The 24387-nt window shown below is 69.9% G+C and carries 22 protein-coding genes; 16 read left to right on the forward strand and 6 right to left on the reverse strand.

Annotation, left to right across the window (positions count from 1 at the left end; all coding sequences use genetic code 11):
• Positions 1-266: 266 nt before the first annotated feature.
• On the reverse strand, positions 267-1406 hold the full coding sequence (locus OG992_RS00375) for a substrate-binding domain-containing protein (protein WP_266301918.1): 1140 nt from the start codon (positions 1404-1406) through the stop codon (positions 267-269).
• Positions 1407-1807: 401 nt separating this feature from the next.
• Between OG992_RS00375 and OG992_RS00380 the strand changes: the two genes are divergently transcribed.
• From OG992_RS00380 to OG992_RS00425, 10 genes are all read left to right on the forward strand, one after another.
• Positions 1808-3811, forward strand: a complete 2004-nt coding sequence (locus OG992_RS00380) for a DUF2264 domain-containing protein (RefSeq protein ID WP_266301919.1) — start codon at positions 1808-1810, stop codon at positions 3809-3811.
• Between the two features lie 43 nt (positions 3812-3854).
• Entirely contained in the window at positions 3855-5159 is a 1305-nt protein-coding gene (locus OG992_RS00385) for an ABC transporter substrate-binding protein (protein ID WP_266301920.1), read from the forward strand.
• A gap of 116 nt (positions 5160-5275) precedes the next feature.
• Positions 5276-6139 (forward strand): carbohydrate ABC transporter permease, encoded by an 864-nt coding sequence (locus OG992_RS00390; RefSeq protein ID WP_238684139.1) that lies wholly within the window; start codon positions 5276-5278, stop codon positions 6137-6139.
• Complete coding sequence (locus tag OG992_RS00395) at positions 6139-7035, forward strand: carbohydrate ABC transporter permease (RefSeq protein ID WP_238684138.1); 897 nt, start codon at positions 6139-6141, stop codon at positions 7033-7035. Before OG992_RS00390 ends, OG992_RS00395 begins: the two co-directional genes overlap by 1 nt.
• Positions 7036-7040: 5 nt before the next feature.
• A complete protein-coding gene (locus tag OG992_RS00400; protein ID WP_266301921.1) occupies positions 7041-7718 on the forward strand; it encodes a hypothetical protein in 678 nt (225 codons plus the stop codon).
• Positions 7719-7802: 84 nt separating this feature from the next.
• On the forward strand, positions 7803-8990 hold the full coding sequence (locus OG992_RS00405) for a glycoside hydrolase family 88 protein (protein ID WP_266301922.1): 1188 nt from the start codon (positions 7803-7805) through the stop codon (positions 8988-8990).
• A gap of 45 nt (positions 8991-9035) precedes the next feature.
• On the forward strand, positions 9036-9860 hold the full coding sequence (gene iolB, locus OG992_RS00410; RefSeq protein WP_266301923.1) for a 5-deoxy-glucuronate isomerase: 825 nt from the start codon (positions 9036-9038) through the stop codon (positions 9858-9860).
• Between the two features lie 89 nt (positions 9861-9949).
• The gene (locus tag OG992_RS00415; protein WP_112583335.1) at positions 9950-10339 is read left to right on the forward strand and encodes a GntR family transcriptional regulator; all 390 of its coding nucleotides are present in this window, start codon (positions 9950-9952) and stop codon (positions 10337-10339) included.
• Positions 10336-11217, forward strand: coding sequence for an ABC transporter ATP-binding protein (locus OG992_RS00420; RefSeq protein WP_238684133.1), 882 nt, complete (start codon positions 10336-10338; stop codon positions 11215-11217). Before OG992_RS00415 ends, OG992_RS00420 begins: the two co-directional genes overlap by 4 nt.
• Positions 11214-12230: an ABC transporter permease subunit gene (locus OG992_RS00425; RefSeq protein WP_266301924.1), complete on the forward strand. Its 1017-nt coding sequence runs from the start codon at positions 11214-11216 to the stop codon at positions 12228-12230. The genes OG992_RS00420 and OG992_RS00425 overlap by 4 nt, the downstream gene beginning before the upstream one ends.
• Before the next feature lie 68 nt (positions 12231-12298).
• Here OG992_RS00425 and OG992_RS00430 read toward each other — a convergent pair whose 3' ends face one another.
• Together OG992_RS00430 and OG992_RS00435 are read right to left on the reverse strand one after the other, a co-directional pair.
• A complete protein-coding gene (locus OG992_RS00430; RefSeq protein WP_238684131.1) occupies positions 12299-14074 on the reverse strand; it encodes an extracellular solute-binding protein in 1776 nt (591 codons plus the stop codon).
• Between the two features lie 84 nt (positions 14075-14158).
• A complete protein-coding gene (locus tag OG992_RS00435; RefSeq protein ID WP_266301925.1) occupies positions 14159-15463 on the reverse strand; it encodes a serine/threonine-protein kinase in 1305 nt (434 codons plus the stop codon).
• A 660-nt stretch (positions 15464-16123) separates the two neighbouring features.
• On the opposite strand from OG992_RS00435, the gene OG992_RS00440 reads away from it, so the two are divergent.
• Positions 16124-16939, forward strand: a complete 816-nt coding sequence (locus OG992_RS00440) for a SigB/SigF/SigG family RNA polymerase sigma factor (protein WP_238684129.1) — start codon at positions 16124-16126, stop codon at positions 16937-16939.
• 110 nt (positions 16940-17049) lie between these two features.
• Here the strand turns inward: OG992_RS00440 and OG992_RS00445 are convergent, their stop codons facing one another.
• The gene (locus OG992_RS00445; protein ID WP_238684128.1) at positions 17050-17808 is read right to left on the reverse strand and encodes a GAF and ANTAR domain-containing protein; all 759 of its coding nucleotides are present in this window, start codon (positions 17806-17808) and stop codon (positions 17050-17052) included.
• 355 nt (positions 17809-18163) lie between these two features.
• Between OG992_RS00445 and OG992_RS00450 the strand changes: the two genes are divergently transcribed.
• On the forward strand, positions 18164-18904 hold the full coding sequence (locus tag OG992_RS00450) for a GAF and ANTAR domain-containing protein (RefSeq protein ID WP_238684127.1): 741 nt from the start codon (positions 18164-18166) through the stop codon (positions 18902-18904).
• 18 nt (positions 18905-18922) lie between these two features.
• On the opposite strand, the gene OG992_RS33890 is transcribed toward OG992_RS00450, so the two are convergent.
• Positions 18923-19405, reverse strand: a complete 483-nt coding sequence (locus tag OG992_RS33890) for an STAS domain-containing protein (RefSeq protein ID WP_353962150.1) — start codon at positions 19403-19405, stop codon at positions 18923-18925.
• A 56-nt stretch (positions 19406-19461) separates the two neighbouring features.
• Positions 19462-20682, reverse strand: coding sequence for a PP2C family protein-serine/threonine phosphatase (locus OG992_RS00460; RefSeq protein ID WP_238684125.1), 1221 nt, complete (start codon positions 20680-20682; stop codon positions 19462-19464).
• Between the two features lie 194 nt (positions 20683-20876).
• Between OG992_RS00460 and OG992_RS00465 the strand changes: the two genes are divergently transcribed.
• The 4 genes from OG992_RS00465 to OG992_RS00480 all read left to right on the forward strand — a co-directional run bounded on the left by OG992_RS00465 (position 20877) and on the right by OG992_RS00480 (position 24253).
• Positions 20877-21314, forward strand: a complete 438-nt coding sequence (locus OG992_RS00465; protein WP_238684124.1) for an ATP-binding protein — start codon at positions 20877-20879, stop codon at positions 21312-21314.
• A 48-nt stretch (positions 21315-21362) separates the two neighbouring features.
• Complete coding sequence (locus OG992_RS00470; RefSeq protein ID WP_266301926.1) at positions 21363-22124, forward strand: cyclase family protein; 762 nt, start codon at positions 21363-21365, stop codon at positions 22122-22124.
• A gap of 12 nt (positions 22125-22136) precedes the next feature.
• The gene (locus OG992_RS00475) at positions 22137-23783 is read left to right on the forward strand and encodes a thiamine pyrophosphate-binding protein (protein WP_266301927.1); all 1647 of its coding nucleotides are present in this window, start codon (positions 22137-22139) and stop codon (positions 23781-23783) included.
• An 86-nt stretch (positions 23784-23869) separates the two neighbouring features.
• Positions 23870-24253 carry a VOC family protein gene (locus tag OG992_RS00480; RefSeq protein WP_238684121.1) on the forward strand — a complete coding sequence of 128 codons (384 nt, stop codon included), beginning with the start codon at positions 23870-23872 and terminating at the stop codon, positions 24251-24253.
• The last annotated feature ends 134 nt before the right edge of the window (positions 24254-24387 follow it).

A 24387-nucleotide genomic window follows, 5' to 3' on the forward strand; every position in this document is an offset into this window, starting at 1 on the left:
GCGAGCATGCGCAACCGGCCGGCCGCAAGCGGCGCGGACCGGTCCGGCGCAGACGCCGACGCGGTTCCGCTGACGGGACTTCGCACGCGGGCACGACCCCTTCCCTCTGGGTTGCTGACCCATGGTAGCGACGCGCTCACGTAGCCGCATCCGCTGGATGCGCGCTCGCCGGCAGGATGGCGGCAGCACTACGTCTGACCTGGAGGTCGGCGGCCGCCGCCCGGCTGGTCCCTGATCGGCGAACGTCCCGGAACGGGAAAGGCCGCCTACGCGGGTGGCGGCGCGGTCGACTCCCGGATCCGCAGCGACGGGCTGATGACGACCCGGTGGGTGGGGCGGTCGGGGTCGGCGAGCCGGTCGGCGACGAGACGCACGGCGGCTCGTCCGATCGAGCGTCGCGGCGGTCGGACCGCTGTCAGCGGCGGGCTGAAGAGCCCGGCGACCTCGTCGTCGTACGCCACTATGGAAAGGTCGCCGGGTACGGACAGGTGCCGTTCCTCGCAGTGCTGCACCAGCGCGATCGCCTCGGCGTCGGCGTGCACCAGCAGCGCCGTCGTCCCGGTCGCCTGGCACTGGTCAAGGATGCCGTTGAGCACGCTGTCCCGCTCGGGCGACCGCGCGTCGGGCACCACAGCCACGACCGTCGCGTCCGAGTCGAGGCCGCACTCGGAGGTGGCGTCGAGCCAGCCGCGCCGTACGTGCTGGCTGGTGGGGCTGTTGGCGTCGAGCACCAGGCCGACCTTGCGGTGTCCGAGCGAGGTGAGGTGGCGTACCGCCATGGCCGCACCGAGCGCGTGGTCGGTGACCACCGACTCCATGACAGCGTGGTGGCTGCCTACCGTGGCGGTGCGTTCCAGCAGGACGACCGGAACGCCGACCTGGTCGAGCCACTCGACGGTGCGCTCGGCGGTCGGTGTGTCCATGCTCGGCGCGATGATCAGCGCGTCGACGCCCATCCGCCCCACCATGCGGGCCAGTTGCGGCTGGTCGTCCTCACTGTCGTAGGAGGAGCCGCGCAGAACCACACGCATGTCCAGCTCGCGGGCGGCCCCCTCGACGCCGCGCGCCACGTCCGGCCAGTAGTAGTCCAAGGAGGGCACGAGCATGCCGAGGGCCCGCCCGACCAGCGGGTCCCGACCAGCGGCGGGTGGCTCGTCGGCTGCCGGGACGTCGTCCGGCAGGATCAGGGCGACCCCACCGTGGACCCGGCGAACCAACCCTTCGGCGGCGAGTTCCGCGATGTCGCGCCGGATGGTGACCGGCGCGGCACCCAGCACATGGGACAGGTCAGAGATGCGCATCGAGCCGTCGCGTTGCAGGGCTGCCAACAGTTGCTGGCGGCGGGCGACCTGAAGCGGCCCTCGGGGGGCCTCCGCCGTGGCGACGACGGGGCTGTCCTTGGTCATGGGGGACCTCCGAGGAACGCTTCGTGCGGCGGAAACTCTTGCAGGGTGCGGACGACCTCGCCGGCCCGGCCGAACGCGGTGGCGTCGATCGCGAGCCGGATCGGCTGATCTCCCCCATCCGACGATGAGCATAGGAGTCGTGCTCCGCCGGGTCGGTCATGACTCCTTCGGCAGTGGAGCGGCTATGAACGATTGTGAGCGTATCAGAGCACTTGGCGCGTCACGGCGGTGTTGTGCCCCTTCTTGATCGAGTGTGTTCACATCGGTTTGGGAACGGCATTGACTTGCTCCTTTGTGAGCGTTTTACTTCGGAAACCCTGCGGATGCCTGCACGTCACATTCATGGGCAACGCCCCGCTCGCCACAGTCGACGGAGACGGATCGATGCGACAGGACCACGGATGACGTTCAGGACGACCGGCCGGGTGGCACCGGCGACGGACTCGGATGTCGCTACCGCCGCGACCTGGAGCCGCGATGACTGGTTGGCCCTCGCCGACCGGATCCTCGCCGCCGCCCGACCGTTCGCGTCTCCCGGGCACGCCCTCGTCACCTTCCCCGGGCCGGAGGGCGGCTACGGGCGGGCCGTCGACGGACTGGAGGGTTTCGCCCGCACCTTCCTGCTGGCCGGGTTCCGCATCGCGGGTGCCCGAGGGGTGGGCGTGGACGAGCTCGTGGACCGGTACGCGGCAGGCATCACCGCCGGCACCGACCCAAGCTCCGCGGACCGTTGGGTGCGCTTGGACGAGCACCCCCAGGCCAAGGTGGAGGCCGCGTCCATCGCACTGGTCCTGGACATGACCCGCCCGTGGATCTGGGATCGACTGCCATCCGTGGTGCGCCAGCGGGTGGTGGACTACCTGCGCCCGGCAGTTGGCGACGACACGTACCCACGGATCAACTGGGTCTGGTTCCGGCTGGTCGTACAGACGTTTCTGCGTTCGGTGGGCGGGCCGCACTCGCTCGACGAGATGGCCGAGGACCTGCGCTCGCACGACGGCTTCGCCCGCCGGGACGGCTGGATGTCCGACGGGCCGGACCGCGCCTACGACCACTACGTGGGCTGGGCCCTGCACCTCTACCCGACGCTGTGGGCGCGGATGGCCGGCGCCGCTGACCTGGCCGAGCAGCGCCGCGAGCGGGACCTGGCCGGCCTCGACCGCTTTCTGGGCGACGCGGTCGCGCTCGTGGGCGCGGACGGATCACCGTTGATTCAGGGGCGGAGCCTGACCTACCGCTTCGCCGCGGCGGCGCCGTTCTGGGTTGGCGCCATCGCCGGTGTGCCATCGGTCAGCCTCGGCCGGTTGCGCGGTGCGGCCACCCGCATCGTGCGTCACTTCGTGGCCAACGGCGCCCTGGATCAACGAGGCCTGCTCACCCTCGGCTGGCACGGGCCGTGGCCGCGACTCGCGCAGTCGTACTCCGGGCCGGGCTCGCCGTACTGGGCCAGCAAGGGCCTGCTTGGCATCGCGCTACCCGCCGACCATCCGATCTGGACGGCTCCCGAGGAGCCGTTGCCGGTCGAGGAGCGGGACGCGGTGCGGGCGATACACGCGCCAGGCTGGCTGATCTCTGGCACCCGTGCCGACGGCATCGTCCGCGTCGTCAACCACGGCACCGACCACGCCGTCGAGGGTGCCACCGTCTCAGATTCCCCGCTCTACGCCCGACTGGGCTACTCCACCGCCACCACCCCGGTCCTCGACGACAGCGGCTGGGACGGTCCGCTCGACCAGTCCGTCACTCTCGTCGACGACGCGGGCCGGGTCACCCACCGCGCCGGCATGCGCCTGCTGACCGTTCGCGTCGGCAGCGACGGCGTGGGCGTGGCCGGGTCACGTGCCCTCGCCCACTGGGTCGACCCGGATCCCGGTCAGCGCGATCACGGCGGCGGCCGGGTGGGCAGGTCCCGACCGGCCGGGCACCTCACTGTCTACTCGCTGGTCCGCGGCCCCTGGGAACTACGTCTGACCCGTGTCGACGGCCTCGCCGACGGCGTCGAGGCGGCTGCGCTCAGGCTACGGATCGGCGGTTGGGCCATCGCCGGGAATGCGACGGCCACCGCCGGCGGCGGTGTGGCGGTCGTGACCGGGGCCGACCTGACCAGCCGGCTCGAAAGCCTGCACGGCGGCGGAACGGCCGGCGTGACCGCCGTTGCGCACGGCGGGCCCCTGGCCGGCGGGCTGGTCGTGCCCTGGCTGGACCACCCCGTCCGGCCGGGCGCGTGGGCCGCCACCTTCACCGAGTTGTCCAGGGTGCCGGTGGCCACGGCCGAGCAGGCATGCCAGGTCGCGGTCGACGAGGACGCCGACGGCCTTCACCTGGCGGTCGACTGGCCCGACGGGATCAGCACGGCGACACGTCTGGACACCGAGCATGCCAGGCCCACCCAGGCGTCCTGGTAGCAGTGCGGGCCCGTCCGGGCCCCTTGACCTGAAGGAGAAAGGGATGAAGCGTGCGATACCGGCCGTCATCAGCGCTGCGACGGCCCTGACGCTTGTTCTCGCCGGTTGCGGCGGCGGAGACGAGCCAGTCGACCCCAACGCCCCGGTGACGATCAGCCTGGCCGGCTGGAGCCTGTCGTCCACGCCGGAGTTCAAGACGCTCGCCGACGGCTTCAAGGCGACCCACCCGAACGTGACTGTGGAGCTCAAGGAGTACGCCCCAGGCAACGACTACGACACCCAGATGATCACGGACCTGGCCGCCGGCACCGCCCCGGACGTCTACGTCATGAAGAACCTCAAGAACTTCTACACGTACCAGAGCGGTGGTCAGCTGCTTGACGTCTCCGACGCCACCTCCGGTCTCGGCTCGAGCCCGGCGCTCGCGTCGTACCAGGTCGATGGCAAGGCGTACGCGGTGCCGTACCGGCAGGACTCGTGGGTGCTGTTCTACAACAAGGACCTGTTCGCGAAGGCGAAGGTGGCGCCGCCGGACGGCAGCTGGACCTGGGACGACTACACCGACGCGACGAAGCGACTGCACACCGGGCTGAAGGGGGCCGGTTCGAACGCGACCGGCGCGTACCAGCACACCTTCCAGTCGACAGTGCAGGGATTCGCGCTCGCCCAGACCCCCAACGCGGACCTGCTCTCCGGGGACTTCGGCTATCTGAAGCCGTACTACGAGCGGTCACTCGACCTGCAGGCGGCCGGCGCGCAGCCGAGCTTCGGCACCGCGAAGACCAACAAGCTCACCTACCAGGCGCAGTTCGGCAAGCAGCAGTCGGCGATGCTGCTGATGGGCACCTGGTACGTGGCCACGCTGCTCAACCAGCGACAGAGCGGTGACGCCGACACGTTCCAGTGGGGGATCGCCCCGGCGCCGCAGTTCGACAAGTCCACCACCGGCACGTCCGCCACACCTGTCACCTTCGGTGACCCGACCGGCCTGGGGATCAACCCGAAGATCAGCAAGTCCAAGACCGCCGCGGCCAAGGACTTCCTGAAGTACGCGGCCGGCCCGGAGGCCGGCAAGGCGCTGGCCGGGATCGGCATCACCCCGGCCCAGGTCACCGACGCGGTCGCCGCGTCGCTGTTCGGGCTGAACGGCGTACCGCAGGACGACCTGTCGAAGTTCGCCTACTCCAAGCACACCATCAAGCCGGAGAACCCCGTGTCGAAGCACACCGCCGGCCTGCAGAACCTCCTCAACGAGACGCACTCGGCGATCCTCTCCGACAGCAAGGGCGTCGACGCGGAGCTGAGCAAGGCGCGGGACCGCGCCAAGAACGAAGTCCTCAACCAGTGAGCCGATGGCGGGCCCGGCGCGCCCGCGCCGCACGCCGGTCCCGCCCCCAGGCCGAACGCTTCCGGAGACTCCCTATGGCAACCTTGCCGCGCACGAGACCCAGAAACCGGCGGCTGGTGTCGCGCAACACGGTCGCCGGCTGGTCGTTCATCCTTCCCAACTTCATCGGCTTCGCCGCGCTCACCCTGGTACCCGTCGTCGTGCTGTTCTACGTGGCCTTCACGAACTGGAACGTCTTCGGGGTGGCCGAGTGGACCGGCACCGCCAACTTCCGGCGGATGTGGGACGACTCGAGCTTCTGGACCGCACTGCGCAACACCGTCTACTACGCCGTCTTCCACATCCCGCTGACCCTCGTGGCAGCACTCGGGCTGGCGCTGCTGCTCAACCGCAAACTGCGCGGCGTGCGGTTCTTCCGTACCATCGCCTTCTTCCCCTACATCACCTCGATCGTGGCGATCGCGGTCGTCTGGAACCAGCTGTTCAGCCCGGAGTACGGCCCGATCAACGCTCTTCTCGGTGCCGTCGGCGTGGACGATCCGCCGGGCTGGACCGCGTCGGCGACCTGGTCGATGCCGGCGGTCATCATCGTCGGCACCTGGCGCTACATGGGCTACTACATGCTGCTGTTCCTGGCCGGCCTGCAGACCATCCCGGCCCAGCTCTACGAGGCGGCCGAGACCGACGGCGCCTCACCGTGGCAGCGGTTCGTGCACGTGACCCTCCCCGGGTTACGAACCACGACCTTCTTCGTCACGGTGCTGCTCACCATCGAGAGCTTCAAGGTCTTCGACCTCATCCTCGTGATGACCGGCGGCGGACCGGGCCAGTCGACACTCGTGCTCTCGCAGTACATCTACCAGAAGGGCTTCGAGGAGAACCAGTTCGGCTACGCCTCGGCGGTCTCCGTCGTCCTGTTCGCCATCTGCTTCGGCATCACGGTCATCCAGTTCATGGTCAACAAGCGGAGGAACAGCTGATGACCGCTACCGACCTCTCCCTGCCCGCCCCGGCCGTCGCCGCGCCCGGCAATCGCCGCGCGCCCCGCCGACCGGTCCGCTCCCTGGGCGGGCGGCTCCTCGGGTACGCCGCTCTCGTGCTCGCGGCGGCCGGGCTGCTGCTGCCGTTCTTCTGGATGGTGGTGGCGTCGTTGAAGACCAACAATGACGTCTTCACCATCCCGATCACGTGGCTCCCCGATCCCGTGGTGTGGCGGAACTACGTCGACATCTGGCAGCGCTCGGACATGACGACGTGGCTGTGGAACACCCTGCTGTTGTCGGTGATCGTCACCTTCCTGCAGGTGTTCACCGGCAGCTTCGCGGCCTACGGCTTCGCCCGCGTCCGCTTCCCCGGCCGCAACCTGCTCTTCCTGGCGTACGTCGGGACGATCGCGGTGCCCTGGCAGTCGTACATGATCCCGCAGTTCATTCTCATGTCGAAGCTGCACCTGTCGAACACGCTGTGGTCGATCGTCGCGATACAGGCGTTCGGCGCGATCGGCGTATTCCTGATGAAGCAGTTCTACGAGACGATCCCCGAGGAGCTCAGCGAAGCGGCGCGGGTCGACGGGCTCAGCGAGTACGGCATCTACCGACGGATCATCCTGCCGTTGTCCCGGCCGGCGCTTGCCAGTCTGGCCCTGCTGATGTTCACGACCACCTGGAACGACTACCTCGGCCCGCTCGTCTACCTGCGCAGTCCGGAGCTGCGCACCATCCAGTTGGGGCTGAACACCTTCATCTCCCAGTACAACGCCGAGTACGCGCTGATCATGACGGGCTCGGTGCTGTCAGTGCTGCCCGTCGCTGTCATCTTCCTGCTCGGCCAGCGCTACTTCATCGAGGGCGTCGCCTCGACCGGACTGAAGGGTTGAGGCCCATGCGTTCGCGCCACCACACCATCACCGCCGTCTTCGACGGGTTCTACATCGCGCTCGCCACCAACCTGCTGCTGGTGCTCGGTTGCCTGCCACTGGTGACGCTCGCGTTCACCACCGACGCGGCGCGGTCCTGGCCTCTGTACGCGCTGACCGCTCCGCTCTGCGCGCCAGGGCTCTGTGCGGCCTTCGCTGTCATGTCCGCCTACTCGGCCGGCGACACCGGCGGCGTGCTGCGCACCTACTGCCGCGCCTGGCGAGCCACCGCCCGGCCGGCGATGCTCTGGACGGCGGCGGCCATGGCTGCCCTGGTCGTGCTCGCCGTCGACGCCCGCGCCGCGTGGGGCCACCGGGTCGGGGCACTCGCCCTGCCGGTCCTCGCGACCCTGATCGTCCTCACCGTCGCGACCACGCTGCTCGGGCTGGTGACCCTCGCCGACCGACCCACCGCGCGGTTGCGTGAGGTGGCCCGCGCCTGCGTGTACCTGGCGGTGCGCCGCTGGTACCTCACCGCAGTGTCACTGCTCGTCCTCGTGCTGCTCGCCCAGATCCTGGCGGCCCGCCCCGCGATCGCGCTCGGCCTCGCCGCCGCGCCACTGCTCTACGTCGTCTGGGCCAACAGCAGCTTCACACTGCGCGCCGCCCTCGACCCACCGACGACCGCACCCCAGACCACCTGAGCACCAGGTTCCGGCCACCGAGCCGACCCACCGACGACACACCTGCCCGGCACCGGACCGGACCCACGAGGGAGACCAGCATCCATGACGGCGACCGACGTCCGTCCCAACTCCGACGCAGCAGCCACGGCGGCCGCGGTGGCCGCCGCGATACGTACCGTCGACTCGAACATCGCCACCTTCGGCGACCGGTACCCCGCGGACACCACCGACGCCAACCGCTACCCGCTCCGGCCACCGAGCGCAGGCCAGCCCGAGGGCGCCAACGTCGGCTGGACCACGAGCTTCTGGCCCGGCATGCTCTGGCTGGCACACGACCTGACCGGCGACGAGCGCCACCTGCGGGCGGCGCTCTCCCACGTGGACAGCTTCGCGGCCCGGATGACCCACGGCATCGACCTGGACACCCACGACCTCGGGTTCCTCTACACCCTCGCCTGCGTCACCCCGGCCCGCCGTACCGGCGATCCACAGGCCCGAGACGCGGCCCTCGCCGCCGCCGACCACCTGATGACGCGCGTCCTCGAACCGGCCGGAATCATCCAGGCCTGGGGCGACCTGAACGACCCCCGGCAACGCGGGCGCACGATCATCGACAGCCTCATGAACACGCCGCTGCTCTTCTGGGCCAGCCAGAGCACCGGCGACGACCGCTACGCCGCCGCGGCCCGCCGGCACACCGCTCAGCTGCGCCAGCACATCCTGCGTCCGGACGGCACCACCTTCCACACCTTCTACTGGGACCCGGCCAGCGGCGCGCCGCTACGCGGCGAGACCGAGCAGGGCCACTCCGACCACTCCTGCTGGGCACGTGGGCAGGCATGGGGCATCTACGGGTTCAGCCTCAACCACCGGCACATCGGCGACCCCGCGCTGCTCGCGGCCGCGAGGACCTGCGCCGACCGCTTCCTCGCTCACCTGCCTGACGACCACGTCGCGTACTGGGATCTGGAGTTCGGCGACGGCAGCGGCCAGGAGCGGGACAGCTCGGCCGCGGCCATCGCCGTCTGCGGCCTGATCGAACTGGCGGACGGCCTCACCGACGACACGGCCAGCGCCGACCGGTACCGGAAAGCCGCCGCCGAGATCCTGCGCTCGCTCATCGGCCACTACTCCACCGGCGGCCACCCGGCCTCGAACGCGCTGATCCTGCACGGCGTCTACGACAAACCCAAGAGCGTCGGCGTCGACGAGGGAACCCTGTGGGGCGACTACTTCTACCTGGAAGCCCTCACCCGCGCCACGATTCCCGGCTGGACCAGCCCTTGGTGACCACCGCGCACCGACCCGCTCCGCCCCGCATTCCGAAAGGTGATCATGGACTACCGCTACCACTGTTCCATTCCCGCCGTCGACGGCCGGAACACGTTGCCCTTCAATCCCTGCCGGCTGTTGGACTTCACACTGCTGCGGCTGTCGGCCGGCGAATCCTGGACGGGCGAGTCCGGTGACCGGGAGATCCTGGCCGTCATCCTCGGTGGCACGGCCAGCTTCACCGTCGCCGGCCACCACTTCCCGCAGGTCGGCAAGCGTCCGGACGTCTTCTCCGGCAAGCCGCACTCGGTCTACATCCCGGCCGGCGCCTCGGTGACCGTCGAGGCGGTCACCGCCGTGGAGATAGCCCTACCCAGCGCACCCAGCGAACTGGCCACAGACCCCTATGTCATCGCGCCGGAGCAGGTCGTGGGCGGCCGCTGGGGAGCGGCCAACTTCGGCCGTACCTACCACCAGATCCTCACCGAGATCTCCCAGCCGGAGCTGCCAGCCCGCCGGCTCATCGTCGGCGAGACCTACACACCCTCGGGCAACTGGAGCACCTACCCGCCGCACCGGCACAAGGTCGACGACCTGCCCGCCGAGGCAGCACACGAGGAGATGTACTACTACCGCGTCAGCCCGGCGAACGGGTTCGGCATCAGCCGGGTCTACACCGACGACGGGTACGAGGAGAACGTCACCATCCGTGACCATGTGATGCAGATGATGCCCGAGGGGTACCACACAGTGGTCAGCGCACCCGGCTACACCACCTATTTCCTGTGGTTCCTGGCCGGCACACAACGCACCCAGGGTGCTCGCGAGGACACCGACCTCGCCTGGGTGGGTCAGACCGTACCGACCCTGCGGGGCCTGGGCCTGTAGCCACGTTGGTGGGACCCATCGCAACGAGGTAGCGGACAGCTCCTCCATGGCCCTATTCTACTAGGCAACTAGTAGAATGGGGTGGCGAGGTGATCGAGTTTCACCTGGACGCGCGGTCCGGAGTAGCGCCGTACATGCAGCTCATCCGACAGGTACGGCACGCGCTCCGGCTCGGGGTCCTGAATGAGGGCGACAAGCTGCCCACCGTCAAGGAGGTGGTGGCCCGGGTCGCCATCAACCCGAACACGGTGTCCAAGGCGTACCGCGAGTTGGAGTACGAGGGCCTGGTCACGGCCCGGCCCGGGCTGGGCACGTTCGTCACCCGCACGCTGGTCGGCGACTCGCTGAGCAAGCACGAGCCGCTGCGGCAGGGCCTGGCCCGCTGGCTGACCGAGGCACGGGAGGCGGGCCTGGACGACGAGAGCATCGAGGCGCTCTTCCTCAGCAGCTTTCGGGCATTTTCGGAGGCCCGAGGATGACTAGCGCCCTGATCGCGGACGGCCTGACCAAGCGGTACGGGCGGCGCTCCGCACTGAAGGACTGCACTCTGGACATCCCGGCCGGCCACGTCGTGGGCCTGGTCGGGCCGAACGGCGCCGGTAAGTCCACGCTGCTGCAACTGGCCTGTGGGCTGCTCGATCCGACCGCGGGGCGGATCGAGGTGCTCGGCGCGCGGCCGGTCAGCGGGTCGCCGCAGGTCGGGTTCGTCGCGCAGGACACCCCGGTCTACGCCGGCCTGACCGTCGCCGACCACCTGCGGATGGGCGCGCACCTCAACCCGTCCTGGGACGCCGCGCTCGCCGAGCGGCGCATCGCCCAGGTCGGCCTGGACCCGAAACAGAAGGCGGGCAAGCTCTCCGGCGGCCAGCGCGCCCAACTGGCCCTGACCGTCGCCGCGGCGAAGCGGCCCAATCTCCTGCTGCTCGACGAGCCGGTGGCGGCCCTCGACCCGCTCGCCCGGCGCAATTTCCTGCAGGGGCTGATGGAGCTGACCGCCGAGCAGGGCATGAGCATCGTGATGTCCTCGCACCTGGTCGCCGACCTGGAACGGGTCTGCGACCACCTGATCGTGCTTGTCGCCTCCCGGGTGCGGGTGGCCGGCGACGTGGACGACCTGCTCGCCACCCACCACCGCCTGGTCGGGCGGCGGCGCGACACCGCCGAGTTGGGCGCCGGGCGAGCCCTGGTCGAGCAGAGTCACACCGAGGTGCAGTCGACACTGGTGGTGCGCAGCACCGCGCCGATCGTCGACCCGTCCTGGCAGGTCGACCGGCTGGACCTGGAGGACATCGTGCTGGCGTACATGAGCGGCGCCACCAACGACGGTACGGGTCGGGTTCTGGAGGGGCAGCGATGATCTGGATGACCTGGCGGCAGTTCCGCACCCCGGCCCTGGCCACCGGCACCCTGTTGCTGGCGCTCCTGGGCGCTCTGGCGCTGACCTGGTCGGAGGTGACCGAGCTGGCCACGCAGACCGGATACACCGGCTGCCAGGGCGACGCCTGCCGTGCCGCCGGCGAGGCGTTCCTCCAGGCGCTGCAACCGGGATGGGCGAGTGAGTTCCACATCGCCGCCATCGGGGCCCTCTACCTGCTGCCTGCCCTGGTGGGCATCTTCTGGGGCGCGCCGCTGGTGGCCCGGGAGTTGGAGTCCGGCACGTACCGCATGGTCTTCAGCCAATCCGTCAGCCGCGGGCGTTGGCTGCTGGTCAAACTGGCGATCGGCGTCGGTGCCGCCGCGCTCGGTGCCGGCCTGCTCAGCCTGGTGCTGACCGAGTGGGCGCAGCCGATCGACGGGGCCTCGGCGGACCGGATGAACCCGCTGGTGTTCGCAGCCCGGGGGATCGTCCCGGTTGGCTACGCGACGCTGGCCTTCGTGGTGGGTGTCGCCACCGGGCTGCTGCTGCGGCGGACCCTGGGCGCGATGGCGGTGACCCTGCTGGTGGTGGTCAGCCTCCAGATCGCCGCGCCGTTCGTGGTGCGCCCCTGGCTGGCCCAGCCGATCACCACGGTCACCCCTCTGACGTTCGACGGCGACTTCGGGATCTCGATGAGCTCCGACACTGGGCAGATGACTGTCCACGTCGAGCCCGACCGTAGGGGTGACTGGGTCGTGTCGAGCACCACGATCACCTCGACCGGAGCGGAGTTCACCGGTCCGGCCGACATGACCCGGTGCGGACCGAGGGCGCTCGGCGGGCGCGAGGCGTGCCAGAGGTGGCTGGGCGAGCAGAACCTCAGCCTGAAGGTGAGCTACGTGCCCGCCTCGAAGTTCTGGGGCCTGCAATGGCGGGAGTTCGGCGTGCTGATCGCGTTGACCGCCGTGCTGTCCCTGTTCTCCCTCTGGTGGGTCCGCCGCCGACTCGTCTGACGGCAGAGCCGGTGGGGGGCGGGCCGAGCGCCTGGCCCCCACCGGTCTGGTTGTCCCAGCGGGAAGTGTCAGAAGCTGCTGACCAGCTTCACGAACGCCTCGTCGATCTTGGCGGGGTCGGTGGCGTCGTAGGCCTTGCCCGACGACGCCTTGGCGATCCGGTCCAGGGTGGCGAAGTCCGACTCCCGGTCGAGGGCGATGCAGAACACCTTTACCGGACGCCGCGGGTCCAGGGCGACCTCGGCGAGCAACCGGGCCAGGTCGTTGTCCTTGCTGTACTCGTTCTTGCCGTCGGTCAGCACCACGATCGCGTTGATCCGCTGCGGGTCGTACCGGTCGAGCAGTTCTCGGTGTGCGGCCCGGATCGTCGCGTAGAGCGCGGTATCGCCAGCGACCTGCAGGCCGGCGATCTTGCTGTTGATCCGCTTCTGGTCGAACCCGCCGAGCGGAACCTCCTCCCGGTAGGGGCTCTTCGGCCGCTGCTGCGTCTCCGAGGAGAACGACCAGAGACCCACCCGGTCCTCGGTGTTGAGTAGCGCGAGGCCCTTGCTCGCTGCCGTCGCGGCCACCTGGAAACGGGTACGGGTGCCGACCTTCGCCAGCATGGACCCCGAGGTGTCCAGGGTGATCAGGATGTTGGCCTTCTTGCGGAGCGTGCGCCAGCCGTCCAGCATCGCGCTGACCACCTGCGGTTCTGGTGGCTCGAAGTAGTTCAGCCCGCCGGTGGGCTCGGCGCCGACACTGGCGAGCAGCTCCGCCGAGGCGCGACGCTCGTGGTCCCGGAAACCGAGGCGGGCGAAGCTCTCCTGCTGGGCGTCCTCGGTCAGGAACGTCCGGAAGTCGGCCGCTGCCGCGCGCTGCCGATTGTCGGCGGAGGGCAGCACCACGAAGGGGTGGTCGAGGTTGAACGTGCCCTCCTTGGGATGGACGGCGACCAGCGGGACGTTCGGCCGGCGGCCCCGCTCCTGCCCTTCCTGCCGAGGGCTCAGCGCGCCCGTGTTGTAGAGGTCCACCAACTCCTCCTGCAGAACGATGGCACTCATGTCCTCGGTGCTGCCCGCGCCGCCGGTCAGGTCCGCCTCGGCGAGGCTGCGCAGCAGGTCCACCGAATCGTCGCTGTAGTGCGACACGTTGGCCTCGATCCGGCGGACGAACTGGGTCACCGCCGGGTCGGCCAGGTCGGACTCGGTCAGGTCATTGGCCCGTCGCACTGCCGCGTAGTAGGTGGCGATGGTCGCCGCCAGCCCGGAGGTGGACAGGTTCGGGTTGTCCTTGCCGAAGGTGAACCGACCCCACTCCGGCTTGCCGAAGTCCGCCCACCCGTCCCGCCCGGACAGGCCCAGGATCTCACCCCAGCCCAGCGCCCCCCGCTTGCCTACCAGCTCGGCCTTCGGCTGTGGCATGGCGATCACCAACGGGCTGTTGGCGATCGACGGGTAGTCGTCCGGAGTCTGCAACTCCCGCCCGGCGGCTTCGTCGAGCAGCCGGAGCTGGCCGGTCCACAGGCTCGACGTCGGCAGCCAGACCTGTGGTTGCGGCAGGCCGGTGTTTGCCCAGTCGGTGGCCAGCGCCTCGGTGGCCTTGCCCGAGTTCAACGCGCTGACGTGCACCTGGGCGCAGCCACCGTCCTTGATCGACCGCTCGCTCACGTTGTATCGCTCGGCCAGGTCGACCAGCAGAGCCGCCTTCTCCGTCGAGGAATTGACCTGGAGGATGGTCGCGCAGTCGTTGCCCGCTTCGCGCTGTCGAACGAACACGAACGCCCCGGCGATGACCACCAGCCCGGCGGTGACGGCGGCGGTGTACGGCAACCACTGCCGCGTACGCGTAGCGGATGGGGCCATCGGGACGTCCTCCTCGGCGGGCGGCTGGTGGCAGTCAACCTATCGATGCGGCGCCAGTCGGCGACCCCGCCCCCGGCGTGCCGGTCACCAGCGGTCGGACCGCCTCCCGAGGGCCGTCGCGACCAGCAGTCGAACCAGGTAGACCACGACGAAGGCGACAGCACCGACAGCGGCGGCCGGGCCGACAGCGCTCGACGCCACGTAGCCGGCGGCGGCGCCAACCGAAGCGAGGAAGAGCGCTGTCGAGATGCCCCAGGCGTCAAGGGCCTCACGACGCAACCGCCGCAACCCGCCGCCGCCTCCAGCACCAACGCCCGGCTCCGTCGCCGGCTCCGTCGCCGGCAGGTGTGCCGGCTGGGTCTGCACCGGCAGGTGCGCCGGCTCAGCCCGTCGGGCCTGGGTCGGAACCGTCGGCCGGGCCGGCACCTGCGGCTGCGTCGCGCCCGGTTGCGGTGCCGTCGGCGTGAGCTGGGGGAGCGGTTGGTCGGGAGTCGGCGCGCCCGCCGTCTCGTTGCCGACCTCGAGCAGGCTCTCCCGACGTAGCGGCTCGGTGACCCTGCCGTCCTGCCGAAGTAGGCGCACCAACACCCGCTCGGCGGCCGGCCGGTCCGCCGGATCCTTGGCCAGGCACTCCCGGATCAGCTCGTCCAGAACGGGAGGCATCGCCGGTAGGTCGGGCGGATCGTTCAGCACCCGGTGCATCACGGCGAAGAGCGAGTCGTTGCCGAAAGGCGGCCGACCACCGGCGGCGAAGGCGACAGTGGCCGCCCAGGCGAAGACGTCGCAGGGTGGACCGATCGGGTCGTTGCGGAACCGCTCCGGCGCCATGTACGCGGTGGTCCCCATGACCCGGCTCGACGCCGTCTCCGTGTTGCCCAACGCCCGGGCGATACCGAAGTCGATCACCCGAGGACCGTCCTCGCCCAGCACCACGTTGTCCGGCTTCAGATCGCAGTGCACCACCCCGGCACTGTGGATCGCCGCGAGCGCCGTGACGGTGCCGACCGCGAGCCGGTGCAGGGCGTTACCCGTCACCGGACCACGCTCGCGGACGTGCCGGTGCAGGGTCAGGCCCTCGATGAACTCACTGACCACGTACGGCCGCTCGCCGTCCACCTCCGCGAAGAGCACCTGTGCGGTGCAGAACGGAGCGACCCGGCGGGCGGCGGCGATCTCCTTGACGAACTGCGACCGCGCCCGTGGATCACTCAGATCGACGTTGACCATCTTGACCGCGACCCGGTCACCGGCGTCGTCCTCGCCGAGATAGACGACCCCCTGCCCACCCGCGCCCAACCGCCCGACCAGGCGATAGGGGCCGGCGGTGACCGGGTCGTGCGTCCACAGTTTCGCCAACCCTGGCACCGGCGGGCCGGCCAGCTCTGACATCCCGACTCCATCAGTGTCGTGCCCGGCCACCGGCGGCGCAGGACACGGCCATCGTGCCATGTCGGCCGCCGACGACCGAGCACGTTCAACAGTGGACGGTTCCGCCACCGCCGAATCACACTGGTCGACGCCCACCCGACCTCGACGCGGCTCTACCGCAGGGGTCGACCTAGATCCTTGTGCGGCCGGCGACTCGGCGGAGGGCCAGCTAGGCGAGCCCGCGGCCAGCGCCCAGGGGCGGCGACGAGGACCGGATCGAGAGGGTGGTGTACGCGGTCGACCCGCTTGCCGCCCAGCGCCCGGCCGAAGCGCCACGAAATTGGTACCCCTGCCTCTTGCCGGCAAACCGGAGCTGGGTTGAGCGGTGAGTCAGCCCTGCCGGTACCGGAGCGACACCCATCGCAGCTGCTGACCGGTGGCAGAAGTTCGCCCACCGTTCTAGGCTTTCCTCTGGGTCAAGCCACGTGCCCGACACCATCCCGAGTCTCGGGAGGTCCGCACGTGACCCGACGAGCCAGCGACCGCAGCGGCCGTGAAGGCCCACCTGATGTCCATTGACGCAGGTTTGCCGACGGCTGGCGACCCGCCCCGGTCTGAGCACGACGCGACCTCCCCGCACGGGGTTCGCGACGACGCCCACACCGGACAGCGGAGGAACCCATGACCATCACGTCGACAGGCCGGCCCGCACCGACGAACAGCCTGGCTGACCGCAGCACCACGCCCGAGTCGCCGGCCAGCCACCTCCTCGCCGTGATGGTCGCGCTGCCGACTGGCCATCCGTCCAGGCCCGCCGCCCGCGCCCGGGCCATCGAGGCCTGGCTTCCGTTGGCCCATCACCTCGCCCGGCGCTACAACGGCCGTGGCGAGCCGAACGAGGACCTGAGCCAGACGGCAGCACTGGGATTGATCAACGCGATCGACAGGTTCGACCCTTCTCGTGGGATCGAATTCGTCAGCTACGCGGTCCCCACCATCGTGGGGGAGATCAAGCGCCACTTCCGCGACCGCACCTGGGACGTCCGTGTTCCCCGGCGGCTGCAGGAGCGGCGGATGGCCATCGGCGAGGCCAACAACAGCCTCACCCAGTTGCTGGGCCGCTCACCGACCGTCGCCGACATCGCCCGACATCTCGACCTCACCGAGGAGGAGATCCTCGAAGGGCTGGAAGGCGCCCGCGCCTACAACGCGGTCTCACTGTCCACCCCGTTCGGCGATGGCACCACGTCCAGGGAACTGGGCGACACTCTCGGCGGCGACGACAACGAACTTGCCCTCGCCGAGCTCAGGGTGGCTCTCACGTCGGCGCTGGCGGTCCTTGACGACCGGGAACGGAGGGTCGTCGCACTGCGCTTTCACGGCAACCTGACCCAGCAGGGCATCGCCGAGCAGATCGGGGTGTCACAGATGCACGTGTCCCGGCTGCTGACCCGCGCGCTGGCCAAGCTGAGGATGCAGCTCACCGCCATCCCGTGAGGTGCGGGCCGGTGCCCTGCGGCGGTCGGTGGATCCGGCCGCGCTGGGCCGACGGCGCCCTCGCCGTCCCGAAACGGCGAGGGCGTGACCTCGGCAGCTGGCCCGTCGTCCTAGGTTTCGGGTATGGGCCTGTCATCGTGGTGTCTCGTGGAGGTTGCGGTCTCGATGAGTGATCTGCCGGTTTCGGCCGCCTTCACCCGCAGGATCAGGTAGGCCTCCTCGGCCGTGCTGCGCCGCTGGTGCATGATCATGCCGAGGGCCTGCTGGATCACGGCACGCACGGCGAAGGCCTCGATGAGTCCGCTGACGAGTTCCTCGGTGCCCGGGTCCGCCGACGGTGGGTCCGAGGCTCCGGTGCGGGTGCGCTCCGGGTCGTACACCGTCCAGACCCGGTCGGTCAGCGGGGCCATCGCGTCGGCGTCATGGCCGTAGAGGTTGAGCGCGGCGACTGTCACACCGGCACCGGCGAACAGGGGGATGGACAGCGATGCCCGCAGGCCCAGGTTCAGCGCCGCCTCGCGGAACCCGGGCCAGGTCATGGTTGCCGCGATGTCCGGCACGGCGACGGGCACACCGGCGTCGAGCGCGTCCAGGCACGGCCCGGCCCGGTCGGCGTACTGGGCGCGGTCGACAGCGAACGCGATCTCGCTGCTTATGGCGACCGTCGTCGGCGCGCCGTCGCGCGTCCGGGTGACCGACGCATAGCTCACCGGAGCCACGAGGTCAGCGGTCAGCCGCACGATCCGCTGCAACAGATCATCGATCAACGAGGCGTCACTCGGGGTTTCGGCGAGGCTGACCAGCGCGTCCGCGAGCCAGCCAGTTACTTCCCGGCGGGATCCCGGCGGTGAGTACGGCGGCTTCCTCATAGAAAATCTCCTTCGGCAGTCGATGGTCCAGTGCCCCGACGGGGGCGGCTTACGCATCGTCCGAGTAGCCGGCTGAGCCGAGGGATCCGCAGGAGCCGCCGGACGGGTTTCCTGACATCTGCGTCGGGACAACCATTAACGAGCCGGGTTTCGCTGCAATCCGCAATCCGCGCAGCAAGGTGCGGGTGACCAGCTAGCGTGGATTATCGCTGGCGGCGTTGCCGGCTCCGTGACGGTGGTCTTGACGTCATGGCCTGGGCAAGCTGGGGCGCGGTTCGCGACAAGTGCCCCGGTCAGGCCCGGCCGGTAAGGAAATCCCGTCCGGGGCCGCCCGCCTAGGTGAGGGAGCAGCGGGATGGCTGGCAGTGACAGCGATGCGGGCACCGACGAGCCACGGCCCGTAGCGGTGGACGATCTCGCGGCGAAGCTGAGTGACCTGGCTCGGACGTTGCAGCACGAGGACAGCGTGGAAGCGACCCTGCAGGCGAGTGCCGGCGCAGCGGTGGGCACGGTGCCGGGCGCGGATTACGCCGCCCTGTCCGTGGTGGAACACCGCCGGGAGGTCCACACTCGGGCCGGCACCGCCGACCTGGCGTACGCGGTGGATCGGGTGCAGTACGAAGTCGGTGAGGGCCCGTGCCTGAGCGCGGTGTACGAGCAGCAGACCGTGCACGTGCCGGACATGACGGTCGAGGAGCGGTGGCCCCGGTTCACCCGGCGCGCCGCCGAGCTGGGCGTGTCGAGCATGTTGTCGTTCCAGCTGTACGTGCAGGAGGACAACCTCGGCGCGCTGAACCTGTACTCGTCGCGCACGCACGCCTTCGATGACGACTCGGCGCACGTGGGGCTGCTGTTCGCCGCGCACGCCGCGGTGGCGATGTCCGGCGCGCAGCATCTCGAACAGCTGAATCAGGCGATCTCGGTGCGGGACGTCATCGGGCAGGCGAAGGGCATCCTGATGGAGCGTCACAAGCTGACCGCCGATCAGGCATTCGCTGTCCTGGCGCGGGCCAGTCAGAACACCAACCGGAAACTCGTCGACGTCGCAAGCTCCCTGACGGCGACGGGCCAACTGGCCCAGCGCACGCCCCGGTGAACGCCCCCTCTGTGTCCCTCATGCTTCGGATCGAGACGGCGGGGACAAGCGGTCGGGCACGCCGAGGACACCCAGTAGCCCGGTGATGGCCAAGACCCTGTGCACGGTCGGAGTCAGGTTGCTCAGACGCAGCCGGCATCCTGTCTCGTAGGCGTGTTCTTGGCAGGTGAGCAGGCACCTGATGCCGGCAGAGTCGATGAACCTCACGCCGGCGAAGTCCACCTCTATGTCTCTAATGTCGTGCTCGCGAAGGATGCCCTGCACAACCTGTTCGAAGTGATCGGTAACGCAGCCGTCCAGCTCACCGACGGCGGTGACTCGGGCCCGCGTCGAGGTCTCGATGTGTACGTCGACCCGCAGGAGGCATTGCTCAGTCGGACATTGACCGGGTGAGAAAGGGTGCACGAGGTACCTCCCGCGGAAGCGGCAGTCATGGTCCCTCGCTGCTGAAGGTAGAACTTGTTCGACGGCAACTATAACCTTTGTCGCTCCGCCGTCCACGACGCCGGATCGCCGACACCCGGAGAGGCCTCAACCAACCTCCCTGGACAGCACATCTAGTCCGATGATGGTTGGCGGCGGATGACGAGCAGGGCGATGTCGTCGTTGGGGTGCTCCTCCGCGGTGGTGACCATGATGTGGTCGCACAACGCCTCGGCGGGCCCGGACCGCACGGCGTCGGCGAGGCGCTCGATGCCGGTGTCGATCAGTTCGCTGCGGCGTTCCACCAGTCCGTCGGTGTAGAAGACGAGCGTCGCTCCCGGCGGTAGGTCCAGAACTGTGGTGCGGCGACTGGTGGATGGTCGGCCCACGCCGAGTGGCCGGTCCACCGTCAGGCTGACGAGCTGGGTGGGATGACCGGGTACAGCCAGCAGCGGTGGCAGATGGCCTGCGGAGGAGAGGTGCACCGTTGCCCGGTCGGGCGCGATCAGGGCGTAGACGGCGGTGGTGAGGGTGCCCGCCTCGAAGTGGTGGATCTTGCGGTCGAGAGAGGTCAGCGCCACGGCGGGATCGTCGGAATCGAGGGCATAGGCGCGTAGCGCGCTGCGGATGCGTCCCATGACAACGGCGGATGGCAGCCCGTGGCCGGAGACATCTCCGATGACGGCGCCCAGCCAGCCCGAGGGCAACGTGAACACGTCGTACCAGTCGCCGCCGATGCCCAGGTCATGGCCGGGCACGTACCGGGCGGCCAGGTCCAGGCCGGGAATGTCGGGTAGCCGGCCCGGTAGCAGGCTGTGTTGCAGGGCCAGCGCTGCCTGCCGGTCGAGGACCTGCGCTCGGGCCTGACCTGCGAGGCTGGCACGATCGGCGACGAGCTGCAACAGTTTCACGTCTTCGGAGCCGAAGCGCCGCAGGGCCAGGGAGCCGACGTGTAGTACGCCGACGAGGTTGCCGTTGGCGAGCATGGGCACACCCAGCAGGGCACGTATGCCAGTGGCGAGCAGGATCGGATTGACCACGTCGTCGGGTGTGACGTCATGGATCGTGACCGGCGCGCGTGTCGCCGCCACCCGCCCGGCGAAGCCGCGTCCGACCCGGATGCGGAACCCGCGGCGTACCTCCTCCTCCAGGCCCTTGGCCGCGGTCGCGACGAGCTCGCCGGTGTGGTCGTCCAGCAGGAGGATGGTGGCGGTATCGACCTTGAGCAGATCCCGGACCCGTTCGAGGAGCTCGTCGAGCAGGTCGGCGACGTTCAGCCCCGACAGGGCGGCATCGGTGATCGCCTCGATGCGTCGCAGCCGCTCCTCATTCGTCACCACCTCGGCGTCAGCCACCCAGGCAGCCTAGACGCCGGCACGCCGCCGATGGCACGTCAGGAGCGAGATCAACAGTGTCGTGCCGTCGATGCGGGGTACCTTCCGATGTCACATCGACGCAGTGCCCGACTGGTGAGCCCGTTCCGGAGAGCTATCCTCCCTCGTGCCACCGGTAAGGTCACCGGCTCCACGTCCGACAGGGAGGGGAAGCAGTGGCGAACCCGCCGCTCGACCACCACACTCCCACCGTCGGTAAGCCCCTGCTCTCGACGTCGTTCACCCTCGCCGACCTCAACCGCGTCCGACACGAGGTCGAGGCCGTCAGTCGCCGGTGCGGCCTCGACCACGACGAGATCGAGAACTGGGTCATCGCGGTCAACGAACTGATGATCAACGTGATTCGGCACGGGGGCGGCGAAGGTGACCTACGCCTGCTCCTGAACGGTCAGCTCACCTGTGAAGTCACTGACCAGGGACGGGGCTTCCGCGCCGCTCGCTACGTCCCGTGCGCCGAGCGACCGCCGCTGTCCGACACCGGAGGAATGGGCCTCTGGGTGGTCGGGAACATGGCTGACTACCTCCTTGTCGACAGCGGACCCGCAGGCACCACCATCCGCATCGCGGCACGCACCCGCAGCACTCTCGGATGACAATTCCACGGTCCAATTCGGAGGCATGTGCGGGTGTACCGTCGCCGCATGACGGTGCTCCAGGAGTTTGTCGCCGCTCTCTCCAGCGGCCGGATCCAGGTTGTCGACCTCACCGCTCCGCTCTCGGACCAGACCCCGATCCTCGGTCTGCCCGAGCAGTTCGGCCAGACCTGGCCGTTTCAGCTCAGCGAGATCAGCCGGTACGACGACCGGGGCCCGGCCTGGTACTGGAACAACTTCTCCACCGGCGAGCACACCGGCACCCACTTCGACGCCCCGGTGCACTGGGTCACCGGTCAACAGGGCGCGGACGTGTCGCAGGTCCCGGTGAGTCAGCTGATCGCCCCGGCGGTGGTGATCGACCACGCCGCCGATGCCGCCGACGACCCGGACTTCCTGCTGGAGGTCCACCACGTCAAGGCCTGGGAGGCGCAACACGGCGCCCTGCCCACCGGTGGCTGGCTGCTTTACCGCACCGGCTGGGACGCGTACGGCGACGACCCGGAGCGGTACGCCAACGCCGGGCGCACCCCGGGCATCTCGGTGGAGTGCGCCCGCTGGCTGGCCGAGGAGTCACCGATCCAGGGCGTCGGGGTGGAGACGGTCGGGACCGACGCTGGGGCCGCGCACTCGTTCGACCCGCCGTTCCCGTGCCACTCGTACCTGCTCGGCCAGGACAAGTACGGCCTGACCCAGCTCCGTAACCTGGCGCAGTTGCCGGCGACCGGCGCGGTGGTGATCGCCGGGCCACTGCCGATCGTCTCCGGCTCCGGCAGCCCGTGTCGGGTCCTCGCTCTCGTCGAACGGTAGGCCGGGCCACCGATGCGGGTAGCCGAGGTGGTCGGGCGGGTCCTGTACGCACACGGCGCACGGCACGTCTTCGGGGTGGTCGGCAGTGGCAACTTCCATGTCACGAACGCGCTCGTCGCGGCCGGCGCCCGGTTTGTGGCGGCGGCCCACGAGGGCGGCGCGGCCAGCATGGCCGACGGGTACGCCCGCACCGCCGGGACGGTCGGACTGCTCTCGGTGCACCAGGGCCCAGGCGTCACCAACGCGCTGACCGGCCTCACCGAGGCCGCGAAGAGCCGTACCCCGATGGTGGTCCTGGCCCCGGAGGCGACAGCGCCGCTGTCGAACTTCTTCATCGACCTACCGGCGCTCGCCGCCGCGGTCGGGGCTGACTTCCACCGGGTACGCGCAACGCACGCGGCCGAGGACACGGGCCGGGCGTACCGGGCCGCCGCCCGGGGCGCGACAGTGGTGCTGGGTCTCCCGTTGGAGGTGCAGCAAGCCGTGACCGAACCGTGGTCCGGCCCGGTCCCTACGGTCGCGCCGACCCCGGTCACCGCCCCGCAGGTCGAGCCGTTGCTGGCCGCGCTTCACGCCGCCCGCCGACCGGTCTTCATCGCCGGTCGGGGCGCTCGGTCGGCCCGGGAGCCGCTGACCCGGCTCGCCGACGCGTGCGGCGCGCTGCTCGCGGTCTCGGCCGCCGCGAGGGGACTGTTCGCCGGGAACCCGTGGAACCTCGACGTGGCCGGTGGCTTCGCCACCCCGCTCACCGCCGAGCTGATCGGCGCGGCGGACCTGGTCGTCGCGTGGGGCAGCACGCTGAACATGTGGACGACCCGGCACGGCGAACTGATCCCGCCCTCCGCCGTCGTCGTCCAGGTGGACCACGACCCGGCCGCGTTCGGAGTGCACCGTCCGGTCGACCTGACGGTTGCCGGCGAGGTGACGGCGGTCGCCGAGGCGCTGCTCGCTCGGCTGAGCGTCGGCTCCACCGGGGCCGGGGACGCCACCACCGGCGGATGGCGTACGCCGGAACTGGCCCGACGGATCCGTGACCACTGCCGGTGGCGGACGGTTCCCTACCAGGACGAGGGCGGCGGAGCCCCGGCGACGATCGACCCGAGGACGCTCTCGACCGCCCTGGACGACCTGCTGCCGGCCGACCGGACGGTGGTGGTCGACTCCGGCAACTTCATGGGCTACCCGTCGATGTGGCTCGACGTGCCGGACGTCGCCGGATTCTGCTTCACCCAGGCGTTCCAGTCGGTCGGGCTCGGTCTGGCCAGTGCGCTCGGCGCGGCGGTCGCCCGCCCGGACCGGCTCACCGTCGCCGCGGTCGGCGACGGTGGCTTCGTCATGTCCGCTACCGAACTGGTCACCGCCGTCCGGCTGGCGCTACCCCTGCTCGTGGTGATCTACGACGACGCGGCCTACGGGGCCGAGGTGCACCACTTCGGCCCGGACGGGCACCCGTTGGAGACCGTCACCTTCCCCGAGACCGACCTGGCCGCGATCGCCAGCGGTTACGGCTGCGACGGGCTGACCGTCCGGACCGTCGACGATCTCGAACCGGTACGCCGGTGGCTCGCTGGTCCCCGTACCCGGCCGCTGGTGATCGACGCCAAGGTCAGCGCCGCGCGCGGTTCATGGTGGTTGGAGGAGGCGTTCCGCGGCCACTGAGCCACCACCGCCGTACCCAAGGCCCCAGCGCTCCGGGCGTCAGCCGGGTCGGTGACAGGGCCTCATAGCTGACGTACGTTGGCGCGGTGGCCACTCTCTGGACCCTGGGATGCGACGCCGACGATCCCCAGCGGATCGCCGCCTTCTGGGCGTTGGCCCTCGGCTATGTGAAGGAGGCCGGGTTCGACGAGCCTGACAACGCCTCCATCGTCGACCCGGACGGCAGGGGTCCCGCCATCAGCTTCCTCAAGGTCCCCGAGGGCAAATCCGCCAAGAACCGTGTGCACATCGACATCCGGGTGGCCGGCCCAGGTTCCGGGGACATGGCCGAGCGGGCCCGGTTGATCCGGCAGAAGGTGCCCGAACTGGTTGCCGCCGGCGCGACTGTGGTCCGCGAGGAGCGGTACGGCGACGTCCTCGGGCACGTCGTCATGCTCGACCCCGAGGGAAACGAGTTCTGCGTCGCGTGAGGCCAGGAGCGGGGCCGCACCCGCATGTGGCCGCCGGCCGGCTTCTCGACCGGCGGCCGCGGGATGCCCGCCGCTGCAGCGGCTGTGGCATCGTCGCCAATTTTTCCCCTAACCGGGACAATTAAGCGCGGGCG

The organism is Micromonospora sp. NBC_00362 (genome assembly GCF_026342155.1).
Taxonomy (GTDB): Bacteria; Actinomycetota; Actinomycetes; order Mycobacteriales; family Micromonosporaceae; genus Micromonospora; species Micromonospora hortensis.